The organism is Pseudovibrio sp. Ad13 (assembly GCF_001623225.1).
GTDB lineage: Bacteria > Pseudomonadota > Alphaproteobacteria > Rhizobiales > Stappiaceae > Pseudovibrio.
On sequence record NZ_LMCC01000013.1, the window covers coordinates 108598 to 123851 of the forward strand.

The following is a 15254-nucleotide window of genomic DNA, read 5'->3' on the forward strand; positions in this document are numbered from 1 at the left end:
GAGATACAGCTTGAATCCTGCGAAAGTCCTCATCGGTTTTATCAGTTTTATACTCCTTCGGGAGACCAGATAACTATGGCGAGCCCGTTGCGTTTTCAAAGAATAGAGCGCGGGTAAGTTGAATAAAACGACGTTGTAAAAGCGTTATCGGAGAGACTTATGAGTAAACTTGGCTCAAATCATCGTATTAATGGTGACAGACTGTGGCGTAGCCTTATGGATATGGCCCAAATCGGACCCGGTGTTCGTGGCGGCAACAACAGGCAAACGCTTACAGACGAAGATGCCGAGGGCCGCAAGCTTTTCACCAGCTGGTGTGAGGCTGAAGGCATGTCAATGCACATCGATACCATGGGCAACATGTTTGCGCGGCTGGAAGGGGAAGATTCGAGCCTTGACCCGATCATGATCGGCTCTCATCTGGATACGCAGCCAACCGGTGGCAAGTATGATGGTGTGCTTGGTGTACTTGCAGGTCTGGAAGTAATCCGCTCCATTCGTGAGCGTGGCATCAAAACCAAACGCCCAATTGAAGTCGTCAACTGGACCAATGAAGAAGGCACCCGCTTTGCTCCGGCAATGCTGGCTTCTGGCGTGTTTGCTGGCATGCACACGCAGGATTGGGCCTATGAACGCGAAGACGCAGAAGGCAAGAAGTTTGGCGATGAATTGAAGCGCATCGGCTATGTAGGTGAGGAACCCGTAGGCGCCCGCAAACTCCACGCCATGTTTGAACTCCACATTGAGCAGGGGCCAATCCTCGAAATCGAGGAAAAGGACATCGGTGTTGTCACCCACGGGCAGGGCCTCTGGTGGCTGCAGATCACCCTCACAGGAAAGGATAGCCACACCGGCTCAACCCCAATGCCAATGCGCAAAAACGCAGGTCTCGGCATGGCGCGCATCACAGAGTTGGTGCACCAGATTGCAATGGAAAACCAGCCGGAAGCCGTTGGCGCCATTGGACATTGCGACGTCTATCCAAACAGCCGCAACGTGATTCCAGGTAAAACCGTCTTCACCATCGATTTCCGCTCCCCGCATCAGGACGTTCTGGATGGCATGAAAGCTAAACTGGAAGCTGAGGCACCGAAAATCGCAGAAGAACTTGGTTTGGGCATTGAGATCGAAGCCGTGGGTCACTTTGATCCGGTCACCTTCGATGAAGGCTGTGTCTCTGCCGTGCGCAATGCAGCAGAGCGCCTGAGCTATTCCCATCGCGACATCATTTCCGGCGCAGGCCACGATGCTTGCTGGATCAACCGTGTAGCGCCAACAGCCATGATCATGTGCCCATGCGTGGATGGTTTGAGCCACAACGAAGACGAAGAGATTTCAAGAGAGTGGGCAACCGCAGGTGCTGACGTGCTGTTCCATGCAGTGCTTGAGTACGCGGAAATTGAGCAAGATACCACCGAGCCAGCCGAATAACCCATAGATTTGAAAGAGTTGAGGACTGCAATATGTCTAAAGTTATCAAAGGCGGCACGATTGTAACTGCCGATAGAACCTACAAGTCTGATGTGCTGGTTGACGGTGGCAAGATCATCGAGATCGGTGAGAACCTTTCCGGTGATGAAACGCTGGATGCCACTGGTTGTTATGTCATGCCGGGCGGGATTGACCCGCACGTGCATCTGGAAATGCCGTTCATGGGAACGCATTCTGCAGACAATTTCGAAATCGGCACAAGGGCTGGTCTTGCTGGTGGCACAACCATGGTGGTGGATTTCTGTCTGCCATCCCCCGGCCAATCCATGATGGAAGCGCTTGCCATCTGGCAGCAAAAATCCGGTGCAGCATGCTCGGATTACTCCTACCACATGGCCGTCACATGGTGGGGTGAGCAGGTCTTCAATGAGATGCAGGAAGTGGTGGATCGTGGCATCAACACCTTCAAGCACTTCATGGCCTACAAAGGCGCCTTGATGGTGGATGATGACGAAATGTTCGCATCCTTCCAGCGGTGTGCTGCGCTTGGTGCGATGCCGCTTGTCCATGCTGAAAACGGTGATGTGGTCGCCACCATGCAGCAAAAACTGCTGGCAGAAGGCAACAACGGCCCGGAAGCGCATTCTTATTCTCGCCCGCCGGAAGTGGAGGGTGAGGCCGCCAACCGTGCAATCATGATCGCAGATATGGCTGGTGTGCCGCTCTACATCGTGCACACAAGCTGTGAGCAGGCCCATGAAGCCATCCGCCGCGCCCGTCAAAAAGGCATGCGTGTGTATGGGGAGCCGCTCATTCAGCACCTGACACTGGATGACAGCGAGTACGCCAACCCGAACTGGGACCACGCCGCGCAGCGCGTCATGTCGCCTCCATTCCGCAACAAACAGCATCAGGATAGCCTTTGGGCAGGCTTGCAGTCTGGCTCATTGCAGGTGGTCGCAACTGACCACTGCGCCTTCACATTGGAGCAGAAACGCTTTGGTGTTGGCGACTTTACCAAGATCCCGAACGGTACAGGCGGTTTGGAAGACCGCATGCCAATGCTCTGGTCAACCGGCGTGCGCACAGGTCGCCTGACCATGAACGAGTTCGTAGCTGTCACTTCCACCAATATCGCCAAGATCCTGAATATGTATCCTAAAAAAGGTGCAATTCTTGAAGGGGCGGATGCCGACATTGTTGTTTGGGATCCTAACCGCTCAAAAACAATCACTGCTACAAATCAGCAGTCCTGCGTCGAATACAATGTGTTTGAAGGCAGGGAAGTGGTCGGTCTGCCACGTTTCACACTCACCCGCGGCAAAGTCGCGATTGAGGAAAGCACGGTTAAAACCGAACCAGGTCACGGTGAATTCGTTGGTCGCGAGCCAAATGCTCCGGTCGGCGCCGCTCTGTCCAAGTGGAAGGAAATCACAGCGCCGCGCAAAGTTGAGCGCCGGCCAGAATTGATGCCAGCAGGCGTATAAGCCTGCACACAGAGCAAAAGGCGCATCTCAGAACAGAGGGCACTGGCTTTCGGATAAGGATGCGCCCGAAAACAGCAATTTAGAGCATGTCGCGGAGCTTCAGAGCACTGCGATATGCCATCAGGTCCGCGTGGGGTACGCGGGCTGGTCATTAAACGCAGTAGTATTTTTAGAGGGGATCTGCTGCTTTTAATCTGAGGGGGAATTACTCGATGTCGGATTCAACTCTAGGCTCAACCGGGAATGTCGTCCCGGACGAGTTTGGTATTATCCATCAGGAACTCGTCGGAATCGACGGTGATCTTTACAACGAAGATCAGCTGCCAACTGCTGCAGTGGCTCGTACATGGAACTGGGTTTCCATCTCCGCGCTCTGGGTCGGTATGGTGGTCTGTATCCCAACGTATCTGCTCGCGTCCTATCTGATTGGCGCAGGCATGAGTTGGGATCAGGCGGTCATGACGATCCTGCTTGCCAACGCAATCGTTCTCATTCCAATGGTTCTGATCGGCCATGCAGGCACCAAATACGGTATTCCGTTCCCGGTTTTGCTGCGCTCGTCCTTCGGTCCAGCTGGTGCAAAATTTCCAGCAGTCGCCCGTGGTATCGTGGCTTGTGGCTGGTTCGGTATTCAGACATGGGTTGGTGGTTCCGCGATCTACGTGATCCTGAACACGCTCATGAGTGGAGCACTGGCCGGTGACCCGCTCCCAATTCTGGGCATCAATGCAGGCCAGTTTGCCTGTTTCATGGCGTTTTGGGCACTGCACCTGTACTTCATCAAAAACGGTACAGAATCCATCCGTTGGTTGGAAACTTATGCAGCACCATTCCTGCTCGCAATGGGTCTGGCGCTGCTGGCATGGGCCTATGTCAATGCTGGTGGGTTCGGTGCAATGCTCTCCACTCCAAGCCAGTTTGCTGAAGGTCAGCCTAAAGAAGGCCAGTTCTGGTCCGTCTTCTGGCCAAGCCTCACAGGTATGGTCGGCTTCTGGGCAACCCTTGCACTGAACATTCCGGACTTTACGCGCTATGCAAAAAGCCAGAAAGACCAGTTCATGGGGCAGGCTGTTGGCCTTCCAATCCCAATGGCGCTGTTTGCGTTCATCGCCTCTGCGGTGACCTCCGCAACTGTGGTGATCTTCGGTGAACCAATCTGGGATCCAATTGTATTGGCTGAGAAAATGGGCGGCATGAGCATTATCATCGCTCTGTTCGCACTCATCGTTGCAACACTCACCACCAACCTGGCGGCAAACGTTGTGGCTCCGGCACACGGGTTCTCCAACCTGGCGCCGAAATCCATCAACCTGCGCACCGGCGGTTACATCACAGCAGCTATTGGCCTTGTGATGTTCCCATGGATCCTCGTGAACCACATCATCGGCTGGTTGATCGCATACTCAGCGCTGCTGGGTCCGATTGCGGGGATTATGCTGGCAGACTACTACCTGCTGCGTAAAACCAAGCTCAACGTGGAAGACCTGTTCAAGCACAACGGCATCTATTCCGGCTCAAACGGCTGGAACTGGGCGGGCGTGCTCGCGCTGATCATCGGCATCCTGCCAAACCTTCCAGGCTTCCTGGCAGGCGTAGGCCTTTCCGGTCCAGCCTCACCACTGTTCGCAACCATCTACACCTATGCATGGTTCGTTGGTCTGTTCGTGGCAGGTATCGCCTACCTAATTCTGGCGAAAATCCTGAACAAGTAACAGGCAAACACACACTAAATAACGAGAAGAAGGGGCGGCGTATCATGCGCCGCTTCTTCCTGTTTCAAAGGAAGAGAAAATGCCAAAAGCCTATTGGATCGCTCACGTCACAGTCACAGATCCTGAACCCTACAAGCTCTACGCAGACGGAGCTTCTGCCGCCTTCAAAAAGTACAGTGCCAACGTTCTGGCCCGCGGCGGCAAGTTTGAGGATCTGGAAGGCACAAACCATCCCCGCAACGTGGTGATCGAGTTTGCCGACATGGAAACCGCAATGGCGTGCTACAACAGCGAAGAGTATCAGGCGGCCAAGAAGCACCGCGAGAACGCTGGCATTGCCAACATCATCATCGTGGAAGGCGCTTAACGGGCATCTGCATCGGATGAAACGAAAAAAGCCGCAGCGATCAAACTGCGGCTCTTTTTATGTCTTCTGGTGAGAAACTTATTTCTCTCGCAATTCCCGGCGCAAGATTTTACCCACGGTAGACTTCGGAAGTTCTTCCAAAAACTCCACGTATTTCGGCACCTTATAAGCTGCCATCGCGTTGTGGCAGTAATCCTGCACGGCTTCTGGCGTAACGTCCTCGTTGTTGCGCACAACAAACGCTTTCACCGCTTCGCCAGTCCGTTCGTCAGATGTACCTGCAACAGCCACTTCAACCACACCCTTGATCTCAGCTATCACAGCCTCAACCTCTGCGGGGTATACGTTGAAGCCAGACACAAGCACCATGTCTTTCTTGCGGTCGACAATCTTGAAGTTGTTGCGCTTGTCCATGATCGCAATGTCACCGGTACGGAAGAACCCGTCCGGCGTCATCACCGCAGCGGTTGCCTCCGGCTTGCGCCAGTATCCCTGCATAATCTGTGGCCCGCGTGCACAAAGCTCACCCGGCTGGCCAAGCGGAACTTCATTGTCCTCCGCATCCAGCAGCTTGATCTCCGTTTTCGGCATGGACTGGCCAACGGTCTCAGTAAACTCGGTGCTATCAAACGGGTTCACAGAAAGGATCGGCGAGGTTTCACTCAGACCATATCCTTCAATGATGTGGTGACCGGTAACCTGTTTCCACTTATCCGAAATTGCCCGCTGAATGGCTGATCCACCACCCATGGCAAATTTGTAGTTACTGAAGTCCAGCTCATTAAAGCCCGGGGTATGCAGCAGGCCATTGAAAAGCGTGTTCACTCCGGTGATCACGCTGAACTTCCACTTCTTAAGTTCTTCGACAAACCCCGGCATATCGCGTGGATTGGTGATCAGCACGTTGCGGGATCCCAACCAGTAAAATGACACGCAATTCACCATCAACGCGAAGATATGATAGAGCGGCAGCGCCGTAATTACGATCTCCTCACCAGCCCGCATAAACCCGTCTGTCGCCGCATCAAACTGTGCAATATTGGCCACCAGATTGCCATGGCTCAGCGCAGCGCCTTTAGAAAGGCCCGTGGTGCCGCCCGTATACTGCAGGTAAATCAGGTCACTCGGATTAATCTGCGGCGGCGTGAAGTCCAGCTGCTCACCTTTTTCAAGAACATCTGAGACTGTCAGGCGGTCTGCAAACATCTCGTGTGGAGGCGGTGAGGGCATGTCCATACCAGACGCATCACCTACATTGGCAATCACCACATTTTTGATTGATGTATCCGCAACAACCTCTGCAAGCGTCGGGCTGGAGCCCGAGAAAATAAAGATCGTATCGGTGTCCGCATCGTTGAGCTGATGCTTCAGCTCGCGCGGTGTGTACATAGGGTTGACGTTCACCTGCACCAGCCCGGCGCGCAATATGCCGAACATGAGAACCGGAAACGCCAGAATATTTGGCAGCATAATGGCGACGCGGTCGCCTTTCTTCAGGCCCAGCTCATTCTGCAAATAGGCAGCAACTGCGCGAGATTTCTCATCAACGTCTTTAAATGTAAGTGACTGGCCAAAATTGGTGAAGGCGACATTGTCTGCAAATCGGCCATTGGCCTCTTCAAATATTTCGATCACAGACCTGTAACCGTTCACATCAATTGGCTTGGTGAATACAGTAGGTGTCCAGGTTGGAGCACTAAGTGTATCAGTCATAATTCCTCCCAAAATTAAAACCTATACGCGTATATTAGAATATTCTTTCAGCTTACGCTTTAGGAATATCGTTCATCATTCAATATCTTATGGATTTTTTCTTTTTCCTCTTCAAAATCCCGAGGAGGAGCAAGGCCAAGTGAGCCCATAGCTGCCATGAAAAGCATATCAACCATTGCCTGCGACCCAAAACGGGCAGGGCCGGCATTGCGAATGGCCTGATTGGCGGTGAACCCGGTAATGAGCTGAACCGTCTGACGCACCTGCATCTCCCAGTCCTCAAATGGAATCTGGTCCTTATAAGGGGCGCTGAGCTCAAGAATACGCTCTGCTGTCATGATGGTCAGCTGCTGGAAGCGCTTCCAGGTCTCAGGCTCCTTTGCTGAGATCTCATGAGCAGCGCGATACAGGCCAACATTCTCCTGCAGCAGTTTGTGATTCAGAGCTGTCACAAAGTAGATAGTACTCTCAAGCGAGCCGAGGGGATCCTGCAGATCCTGAATAAGGCGCTGAGCATGCTCCTCGTAAATCTCAAAAAGGCGCTCGAACAACATTTCCTTGTTCTTGAAGCGAAAGTAGAAATTACCCGTAGACGAACCTGCAAGTTGAACAATGTCTGAAACCCGCGCCCGCGCTACACCCTCTTTGGCAAAAATCGTTTTTGCAGCTTGCAGGAAATTCTGCTCCGCCTCATAGCCTCGTTTTTGTTTTGGCTTATAAGATTTCATTTTACACTCAAACTAGATGATAAGTTCTGTTTTTGATAATGATAATTGTGTTGCCAAACTATAACATCTCTTGGCTTGGGGCCACTGATAATAGCAGAATGCATGTGTGATTTGGGAACATATTGGGGGGACTATGAAATTACGCGAATTATTGCTGGGGGTGGCATTTTCTTTCACTGCATTTGTGGGCGTGGCACAGGCTGCCAAAGAGCTTAAAATTGCAACCAGTGCGCCTTTAGGTACCCCATGGGTCAACCATGTGGAGGCCATTGCGAGCAAAATATCGGCCAACTCAGACGGGGCAATAAGCGCGAAATTATTTCATGCAGGTCAACTCGGTACAGAACCGGTTATGGTCCAAAAAGCCATTCGCGGACGGATAGATATTCTCGGCAGCTCCATGACGGCGTTCTCCACGGTTGTCCCGGAAATGGCTCTCATGGGTGTTCCGTTCCTGTGGGACAGCTACGCGCAAATTGATTGCGCAATGGACAAACACCTGACACCTGTTTTTGAACCTCTCTTTGAAAAAAAGGGTTTCAAGTTCCTGCAATGGAATGAGCTGGGCTGGATTCACACTTTCGGCAAAAAACCATTTCTGGCTCCTGGTGATGTGAAAGGCGTGAAAGTACGTGCAGCACCTGCCAAATACTCGGTCAACTTCTGGCAGGGTATGGGCGCAAACGGTGTCGTTCTGCCACTTGCCGAAACGCCGTCTGCACTGCAAACCGGCATGGTGGAAGGCGGAACACTGCCAGCCATGACCTACGTGGCCATGGGCATGGGCAAGATGGCTCCCCATCTCACGCTTTCTGCGCACCTACATCAGTCCGGAGCACTGGTCATGAGCATGCGCACTTGGAAAAAGTTGAGTAAGAACGAACAGGACAGCATCACCAACGCTCTGGTGCCTGTCCAGGGTCTTCGAGATGAAGTCCGCTCCATGGCAAAGGACATGCTCGCAGGTTTTCAGGAAAAGGGCGGGCACGTCCATAAGCTTTCAGCGGAGCAACGCGAAGAATGGAAAACAGCCGTCCTGCCATTGCGTGAGGAACTGGTGAGCTCAATCGGCGGGCAGGCACAAGAAGTCTGGCCTAAGATTCTAGAGGCAAAGAAAGCCTGTGTGCTTTGATTCCAAGACACCTGAAAGGAAGAGCCCACTACATTTTGAGGGCTCTTTTCAATTTGCATGAAGCGATTTTTCCTGTTGCTGTACCGATTTGAAGCGACACTTGCTGCTCTGGCTTACATCATCGTGGTGTTAGCCATGCTGGCGGATGTCGTTGCACGAGAGTTTTTTGATCTCTCACTGATGCACAGCAGCAAGATCGCGCTGTTTGCAGCCATTTTTGCTGGCATGCTGGGCCTTGGCCTTGCAACATCCACCGGCAACCACATTCGCCCCAAGATCACTGACCAGCTGTTGCCGGCAGTTTGGCAAAACCTTCTGCAGCGGCTGGGAGACGTCTTGAGCGGCGCTCTCTTCCTGCTCGCGGGCTATGTCTCGTTTGGGCTCGTGCAGTCCTCCTATGAAATCGGGTTCCTGGTGCCCGTGGTGGATTGGCCGCTCTGGTGGTTCCAGTCCATCATGCCCTACGCCTTCTGCTCCAATGCCCTCAGATATTTCGGCTTTGCGCTGTCGCCTTCTTTGAAGCCAGAAGAGGCAGACGCGGCATGACCTATGCGCTCCTTCTCACACTCACTGTTCTGGTGATGCTGATCTTGCGGCAGAACCTCATTGTTATCTTGATGGTGCTCGGCGGGGCAGTACAGCTTCTGTATAGCGATGGCGAGCTGATGTTCATGGCGGAGGACTTTTGGGCCGCGCTGGATCGCGAAGCGCTTCTGTCCATTCCCGTATTCTTGCTGTGCGGCTCCATCATGAGTCGCGGTGCCATTGCAGAGCGGCTCGTCACAGTCCTCAAAGCATTGACTGGATCTTTGTCAGGAGGTCTCGGCGTAGCAACAATCCTCTCCTGCGCCTTCTTTGCTGCAATCTCGGGCTCCTCCATGGTTACGCTGCTCGCGGTCGGGTCTGTGCTGTATCCGGCGCTGCGAGAGCAGGGATATTCCACCAGTTATTCTCTGGGAGCGTTATCGAGTGCAGGAACACTCGGTGTCGTCATCCCGCCCAGCATTCCGATGATCATCTACGGTCTGGTCACCGAAACCTCAATCACTGACATGTTTCTGGCGGGCGTCATTCCAGGGCTTTTGCTTACCATCGCTTTGGCGATCTATTCAGCCTGGGCCAACAGAACGATCCCGCGCACAGGCTTTGACGTGAGCGCAGCTGGCAGTGCAATCACCAACGGAATTTGGTCCCTGCTCTTGCCAGTCATTCTGCTTGGGGGCATCTACTCTGGATACTTCACAGCCACAGAAAGTGCTGCCATCGCCTTGGCCTATGCGCTCGTTGTCGAGCTGTTCATTTATAAAGAGTTCACACTGGCCCAGCTCTGGGATGCTGTCATTCACACAACCCAGATGCTCGGCGGCCTGCTCCCAATTCTTGCGATTGCCGCGACTTTGAACATGGTGCTGACCACAGAGCAGGTGCCAAGCCTGCTGGCAGAATGGCTGTCCTCGCACGTGGAAGAAAAATGGATGTTCCTGATCGGCCTCAACATCCTTCTGCTGATGGTTGGGTTCTTTATGGAGATCATCTCTGCGCTGCTGATCATGGCGCCCATTCTGCTCCCAGTGGCAACAATCTACGGCATCAATCCAGTGCATCTGGGCGTGATCATGATCATCAATCTGGAGATTGGCCTGCTGACACCACCTGTCGGCATCAATCTTGTCGTTGCTTCTCAGGCGTTCAGGGAAAGTTTCTGGACTGTCACAAGGTCAGTCATTCCATTTGTCCTGATCATGCTCTGCGTGTTGCTGCTTGTCACCTTCCTGCCTGATCTCTCACTCTTTTTTGTAAGCTGAGGAACCCGTAAATGATTGAAAACATCTTCAAAATGACGGCAAGCGAAGTTTCTCAAGCAATCCGTGACAGGCAGATTACATGCCGTGAGGTAATAGAGCAGCATCTGACGCGCATTGATGAAACCGCGCATCTGAATGCCATCACCACACGCTTTGATGATCAGGCTCGTCAGGCAGCAGAGCAGGCAGACCAGGCGGTGCAGCGCGGCGAGCCGTTAGGTCCACTCCACGGCATTCCCGTCACCATCAAAGAAAACGTCGATCAGGCCGGCGCCTCCACAAACAACGGTGTGAAAGCATTTGCGGGCCTGATTGCTAAGCAGGATGCTCCTCTTGTCCAGAGATTGAAACAGGCAGGGGCAAATCCGATTGGGCGCACAAACACACCAGAAATGTCATGGCGCTTTCATACAGACAACACCTTGTTCGGCCAGACCCTCAACCCGTGGAATACATCCCGCACGCCAGGTGGTTCAAGCGGTGGAGCAGGGAGCTCACTGGCAGCTGGCGTCGGATACATCGCCCATGGGTCCGACCTCAGTGGTTCCATACGCCTGCCAGCCTTTTGCTGCGGTGTGCTGGGCTTGCGCCCCTCTCATGGACGCATACCGTTTTACAATGCCACCGGAGCTGCAGAACGCCCAATCACCATCCAGCTCTCCTCAGCACAAGGACCACTCGCACGTTCGCTTGATGATCTCAAACTCGCTTACGATGTGATGAAAGGCTATTCCGATCTGGATACATGGTCACTGCCGGATATGATTGAGGATAAGATCTTCCCAAACAGGGTCGCACTCATCACACCACCGGATGCTGACCCGAAAATCAATGAAGCTCTGAAGCAAGCAGGCGAGGTTCTGGCGCAGCAGGGGTACAAGGTGGATAACACCAGCATTGATTTTATCGAAGAAGCCTACACACACTACACATCGCTTTTGATCACCGAAGTCGCACTCCAGAAGGAGAGCGTGATCGAGCGTTTTGGCTCAGAGCAACTACAGGCAATATTTGAGTACTACACGCAATTGGTACCGCCCATGGACTATCATGGCTATGCGCAGGCTTTAGCCGCAAGATCGCACTACCATCGCCTGATTGACCAATTTCAACGCAAATATCCCGTAATCCTTTCACCCGTTTGCACAAAAAACGCATTCGAGGCAGGTGCGGATATCAAATCCGTTGAGAGCCTTAAAGAGATAGCAAAAACAAACACCTACCTCGGCTCTGTAAACTTTTTTGACCTTCCGGCCATGAGTATCCCCACTCATGATACCCAGGACGGCATTCCAATCGGTATCCAGCTCATCGGCCCACGCTATGGCGAAGAACACCTCTTCAAAACGGCTAAGGTTTTGGATAATAACGGGTTTATCTCTTCTCGGCTTGCAACGGCCACAGAGGCAATGGCGTAGCCAATACGTGCGGTTTTGGGGTCAATAATACAAAACAGAGCCAGAATTGCCGCGGTTTCCGGAAATTTAGAATAGAAAACAGGAAGAAAAGAGAGGCGCTGATCCATAGTTTTTCATCAAAGGACAGCTCAGAGACGCCCGTCTCAAGGCTTTCCGGTTATCCCCTCAAGAACTATGCAATCTGAAGTGCTGGCGAGCTCTTCAGAAAATGGGAGAAAAGCATGGCCCGAAACCCCAAAATCACCTTTATTGGTGCCGGTTCCACCACGTTTATGAAGAACATCATTGGTGATATTCTGCAGCGTTCAGCGCTCTCTGGAGCACATGTCGCTCTGATGGATATCAACGAGGAACGCCTTGGTGAATCTGAGATTGTAGCGCGTAAACTGATTTCAACGCTGGGAGTGAGCGCAACAGTTTCAACGCACACCAATCAGATGGAAGCGCTTGATTCTACTGACTTTGTAGTCGTTGCTTTCCAGATTGGTGGCTTTGAGCCGTGCACCGTCACCGACTTCGAAATTCCCAAGAAGTACGGCCTCCGCCAGACCATCGCGGATACCCTCGGCATCGGCGGAATAATGCGCGGCCTGCGCACCGTTCCGCACCTCTGGAGCATCTGCGAAGATATACTCAAAGTATGCCCGGATGCGGTCATGCTTCAATACGTGAACCCAATGGCGATCAATACCTGGGCCATCGCGCGAAAGTACCCACAAATCAAACAAGTAGGCCTCTGCCACTCTGTTCAGGGTACAGTCAAAGAGTTGGCCCACGACCTTGATATCGACTCTGCAAATATCCGCTTTAGATGTGCAGGCATCAATCACATGGCATTCTATCAGTATCTGGAAGAGATCAAGGAAGACGGCACATTCGAGGATCTCACTCCAAGGCTGATTGAAGGCTACCGCGAAGGCCGCTATCCGAAACCATCCACGTGGAACCCACGCTGTCAAAACGTAGTGCGCTACGAGATGTTGACCCGTCTTGGCCATTTCGTAACAGAGAGCTCAGAGCATTTTGCTGAGTATGTTCCATGGTTTATCAAACGTGATCGCCCGGACCTGTTGGAGAAGTTCTCCATCCCGCTCGACGAATACCCGGTCCGTTGTGTAGAGCAAATTGAACGCTGGAAGTCTCAGGTGGAAGACTACAAAAATGCAGAGAGCATTGAAGTAGAGCGCAGCCATGAATACGCCTCAACGATCATGAACTCCATCTGGACTGGTGAGCCAGCAGTTATTTACGGCAACGTGCAAAACAAAGGCTACATCACCTCGCTGCCACAGGATTGCGCAGTTGAAGTGCCTTGTCTTGTGGATCGCAACGGCATCCAGCCAACGCACATTGGAAAATTGCCAGCACAATTAGCCGCTCTGATGCGTACAAACATTGGTCCTCAGGAGTTGACTGTTGAGGCACTCATGACGGAGAAGCGCGAGCATATCTACCACGCTGCAATGCTTGATCCGCACACCGCTGCGGAGTTGGATCTGGACCAAATCTGGGCCATGGTGGATGAGCTTTTGGAAGCGCATAAAGACTGGTTGCCAGCCTGGACGCAGAAGCAAGTGCTTGAAACTGCATAGCAAGAGCGCTGCCAATTAGAAAAATGCGATGACATAAGCGGTTGCCTGAAACGAGGCTGCCGCTTATGTATATTCTGATATATCAAAGATGGGTGCCAAGCACTCCCTGGGGGAATAAATGTCTGGGAACGTCACTTTTCATGATCTGAAGGACGCAAGTGTGTTCATCACTGGCGGCGGGGCAGGGATCGGCGCAAGCCTCACTGATGGCTTCATGCAACAAGGTGCCAAAGTCGCCTTTGTGCAGCGCTCTGATGCTTCAGAATTTGCTGAGCATATGAAGGAAAAGCACGGCGTAGCACCTCTATTCATCAAATGTGATGTCACCGATGTTGATGCACTTCAGGCCTCCATCAAGCAGACTGAAAAGGCTCATGGCCCGATTACTGTGCTGGTGAACAATGCTGCAAACGATACTCGCCATACCCTTGAAGAGTTCACGGTAGATCAATGGGATGCATCTATGCACGTGAACTTGCGTCCCCATTTCTTTACCGCTCAGGCCGCCGCCGCAGGCATGAAAGCGGCTGGTGGTGGTTCCATCATCAACTTCTCATCCATCTCCTACATGATGGGCAACGCAGGCTATCCGGCTTATGAAACGTCCAAAGCAGCCATCACTGGTCTGACCAGAGCTTTGGCGCGTGAGCTGGGACCAGACAACATCCGCGTCAACGCTCTGATGCCGGGTTGGGTCCTCACACAACGACAGAAAGACCTCTGGGCAACGCCGGAAGATCTGAAAGCCCATCTGGGCCGTCAGTGTTTGAAGGAGCATCTCGAACCGGACGATATCATTGATGCAACACTGTTTTTGGCATCCAAAGCCAGCCGGATGATGACCAGCCAAGCCCTTGTCATTGATGGCGGTGTTGTCGTGACAGGCTAAAGGGAAAGTAGCGGGTAGGCAGCTGCCCGCTATATCTTGCCAATGTTTCTTGCCTTTTTGCGAAACGCAGCTGGAGAAGTGCTGAAGTGGTTTTGGAACGCCTCATAAAAGCTCGAAAGAGACCTGAACCCGGCATCCATAGCGATGGACAAGATCTTCATCTCAGATTCAGCAAGCAACATGCGTGCATGAGAAAGCCGGACCCGCGTCAAATGTTCCTTGATTGGCAGCCCTACAATGCGCTTGAACAAGGTCATTGCATGGCTCGGCGATAAACCAACACAGTCAGCAACATCAGTGACAGAAATGTCCGAGGTATGGTTCTCTGAAATGAACCGCAACATCTCTTCCACATGCAACATGGACTTTCCACGACCAACCACCGTGCTGGACTGACGATAGTCATGATGCAGTGTGTTCCAACCGTCCAGCGCCAGACGCGTAAACCGCGACGAGATTTCACTCAGAACCAGTTTGCGCCAGTTGATGTCATCTCGTTTGAACTCACTTGCCCAATGGCCAAAGCGCACCGCATCAATCGGGCAAGGCGCCTTGTTGCAAATCACATCTCCTGAAATGAGTGCATCAGTGATGCGTGTCGGCAAACCCCACTGTAATATTTGTGCAAAGGAGATGTAGAGATTGACCATATCGCCATCCCCGCGCACCCCAACAACGCCGTGCGGTGCGGCGCCCCAGAAGCAAATCATGTAACCGGGGTGAACAGTCACATGACTTCCTGAGAAGGAATAGTCCATTTCACAGTTGATCAGGAAGTTCACTTCAATAGAAGCGTGGTGATGATAAGGCCTTTTGGAGAATACGTGAGGCTTATGGCGCATAATCAGAAAATTATCTGTCGAGGGTATGACACTCTGATCCAGATATTGGCGATATAAGTCATCGCTAATACTCAATTGTACACCCTCCTCTTGCATCAATATTTGAAAAGCCGAATGAATCGATATTAATACGAGAGT

General features: G+C 52.4%; 13 protein-coding genes. 10 read left to right on the forward strand and 3 right to left on the reverse strand.

Annotated features, from left to right (window positions below; all coding sequences use genetic code 11):
- Positions 1 to 159 precede the first annotated feature (159 nt).
- The 4 genes from PsAD13_RS14340 to PsAD13_RS14355 all read left to right on the forward strand — a co-directional run bounded on the left by PsAD13_RS14340 (position 160) and on the right by PsAD13_RS14355 (position 4997).
- Complete coding sequence (locus tag PsAD13_RS14340) at positions 160 to 1431, forward strand: Zn-dependent hydrolase (protein ID WP_063318579.1); 1272 nt, start codon at positions 160 to 162, stop codon at positions 1429 to 1431.
- Positions 1432 to 1463: 32 nt separating this feature from the next.
- Positions 1464 to 2918 carry a dihydropyrimidinase gene (gene hydA, locus PsAD13_RS14345; RefSeq protein ID WP_063318580.1) on the forward strand — a complete coding sequence of 485 codons (1455 nt, stop codon included), beginning with the start codon at positions 1464 to 1466 and terminating at the stop codon, positions 2916 to 2918.
- Between the two features lie 212 nt (positions 2919 to 3130).
- Positions 3131 to 4630, forward strand: coding sequence for an NCS1 family nucleobase:cation symporter-1 (locus PsAD13_RS14350; RefSeq protein ID WP_063288494.1), 1500 nt, complete (start codon positions 3131 to 3133; stop codon positions 4628 to 4630).
- A 79-nt stretch (positions 4631 to 4709) separates the two neighbouring features.
- Positions 4710 to 4997: a DUF1330 domain-containing protein gene (locus PsAD13_RS14355; RefSeq protein WP_063318581.1), complete on the forward strand. Its 288-nt coding sequence runs from the start codon at positions 4710 to 4712 to the stop codon at positions 4995 to 4997.
- A gap of 78 nt (positions 4998 to 5075) precedes the next feature.
- On the opposite strand, the gene PsAD13_RS14360 is transcribed toward PsAD13_RS14355, so the two are convergent.
- Both PsAD13_RS14360 and PsAD13_RS14365 read right to left on the reverse strand, forming a co-directional pair.
- Positions 5076 to 6710 (reverse strand): AMP-binding protein, encoded by a 1635-nt coding sequence (locus PsAD13_RS14360; protein ID WP_063318582.1) that lies wholly within the window; start codon positions 6708 to 6710, stop codon positions 5076 to 5078.
- Positions 6711 to 6769: 59 nt separating this feature from the next.
- Positions 6770 to 7438, reverse strand: coding sequence for a TetR/AcrR family transcriptional regulator (locus PsAD13_RS14365; RefSeq protein WP_063318583.1), 669 nt, complete (start codon positions 7436 to 7438; stop codon positions 6770 to 6772).
- A gap of 133 nt (positions 7439 to 7571) precedes the next feature.
- Here PsAD13_RS14365 and dctP point away from each other — a divergent pair, with 133 nt between their 5' ends.
- The 6 genes from dctP to PsAD13_RS14395 all read left to right on the forward strand — a co-directional run bounded on the left by dctP (position 7572) and on the right by PsAD13_RS14395 (position 14274).
- Positions 7572 to 8570, forward strand: a complete 999-nt coding sequence (gene dctP, locus PsAD13_RS14370) for a TRAP transporter substrate-binding protein DctP (RefSeq protein ID WP_063318584.1) — start codon at positions 7572 to 7574, stop codon at positions 8568 to 8570.
- A gap of 57 nt (positions 8571 to 8627) precedes the next feature.
- Positions 8628 to 9116 (forward strand): TRAP transporter small permease subunit, encoded by a 489-nt coding sequence (locus PsAD13_RS14375; RefSeq protein WP_063318585.1) that lies wholly within the window; start codon positions 8628 to 8630, stop codon positions 9114 to 9116.
- Entirely contained in the window at positions 9113 to 10375 is a 1263-nt protein-coding gene (locus PsAD13_RS14380) for a TRAP transporter large permease (RefSeq protein ID WP_063318586.1), read from the forward strand. The genes PsAD13_RS14375 and PsAD13_RS14380 overlap by 4 nt, the downstream gene beginning before the upstream one ends.
- A gap of 11 nt (positions 10376 to 10386) precedes the next feature.
- Positions 10387 to 11793 carry an amidase gene (locus PsAD13_RS14385; protein ID WP_063318587.1) on the forward strand — a complete coding sequence of 469 codons (1407 nt, stop codon included), beginning with the start codon at positions 10387 to 10389 and terminating at the stop codon, positions 11791 to 11793.
- A gap of 221 nt (positions 11794 to 12014) precedes the next feature.
- Complete coding sequence (locus PsAD13_RS14390) at positions 12015 to 13385, forward strand: alpha-glucosidase/alpha-galactosidase (protein ID WP_063318588.1); 1371 nt, start codon at positions 12015 to 12017, stop codon at positions 13383 to 13385.
- A gap of 118 nt (positions 13386 to 13503) precedes the next feature.
- On the forward strand, positions 13504 to 14274 hold the full coding sequence (locus PsAD13_RS14395) for an SDR family oxidoreductase (RefSeq protein WP_063318589.1): 771 nt from the start codon (positions 13504 to 13506) through the stop codon (positions 14272 to 14274).
- A 29-nt stretch (positions 14275 to 14303) separates the two neighbouring features.
- Here PsAD13_RS14395 and PsAD13_RS14400 read toward each other — a convergent pair whose 3' ends face one another.
- Entirely contained in the window at positions 14304 to 15191 is an 888-nt protein-coding gene (locus tag PsAD13_RS14400; RefSeq protein ID WP_208986647.1) for a helix-turn-helix domain-containing protein, read from the reverse strand.
- Between the last annotated feature and the right edge of the window lie 63 nt (positions 15192 to 15254).

Bases quoted from the DNA above. Each gene is read 5' to 3' on its own strand.
- PsAD13_RS14365 (WP_063318583.1), bottom strand. From the start codon at position 7,438: ATGAAATCTTATAAGCCAAAACAAAAACGAGGCTATGAGGCGGAGCAG.
- PsAD13_RS14395 (WP_063318589.1), top strand. From the start codon at position 13,504: ATGTCTGGGAACGTCACTTTTCATGATCTGAAGGACGCAAGTGTGTTC.
- PsAD13_RS14385 (WP_063318587.1), top strand. From the start codon at position 10,387: ATGATTGAAAACATCTTCAAAATGACGGCAAGCGAAGTTTCTCAAGCA.
- PsAD13_RS14360 (WP_063318582.1), bottom strand. From the start codon at position 6,710: ATGACTGATACACTTAGTGCTCCAACCTGGACACCTACTGTATTCACC.
- PsAD13_RS14355 (WP_063318581.1), top strand. From the start codon at position 4,710: ATGCCAAAAGCCTATTGGATCGCTCACGTCACAGTCACAGATCCTGAA.
- PsAD13_RS14350 (WP_063288494.1), top strand. From the start codon at position 3,131: ATGTCGGATTCAACTCTAGGCTCAACCGGGAATGTCGTCCCGGACGAG.
- PsAD13_RS14380 (WP_063318586.1), top strand. From the start codon at position 9,113: ATGACCTATGCGCTCCTTCTCACACTCACTGTTCTGGTGATGCTGATC.
- dctP (WP_063318584.1), top strand. From the start codon at position 7,572: ATGAAATTACGCGAATTATTGCTGGGGGTGGCATTTTCTTTCACTGCA.
- hydA (WP_063318580.1), top strand. From the start codon at position 1,464: ATGTCTAAAGTTATCAAAGGCGGCACGATTGTAACTGCCGATAGAACC.
- PsAD13_RS14390 (WP_063318588.1), top strand. From the start codon at position 12,015: ATGGCCCGAAACCCCAAAATCACCTTTATTGGTGCCGGTTCCACCACG.
- PsAD13_RS14340 (WP_063318579.1), top strand. From the start codon at position 160: ATGAGTAAACTTGGCTCAAATCATCGTATTAATGGTGACAGACTGTGG.
- PsAD13_RS14375 (WP_063318585.1), top strand. From the start codon at position 8,628: ATGAAGCGATTTTTCCTGTTGCTGTACCGATTTGAAGCGACACTTGCT.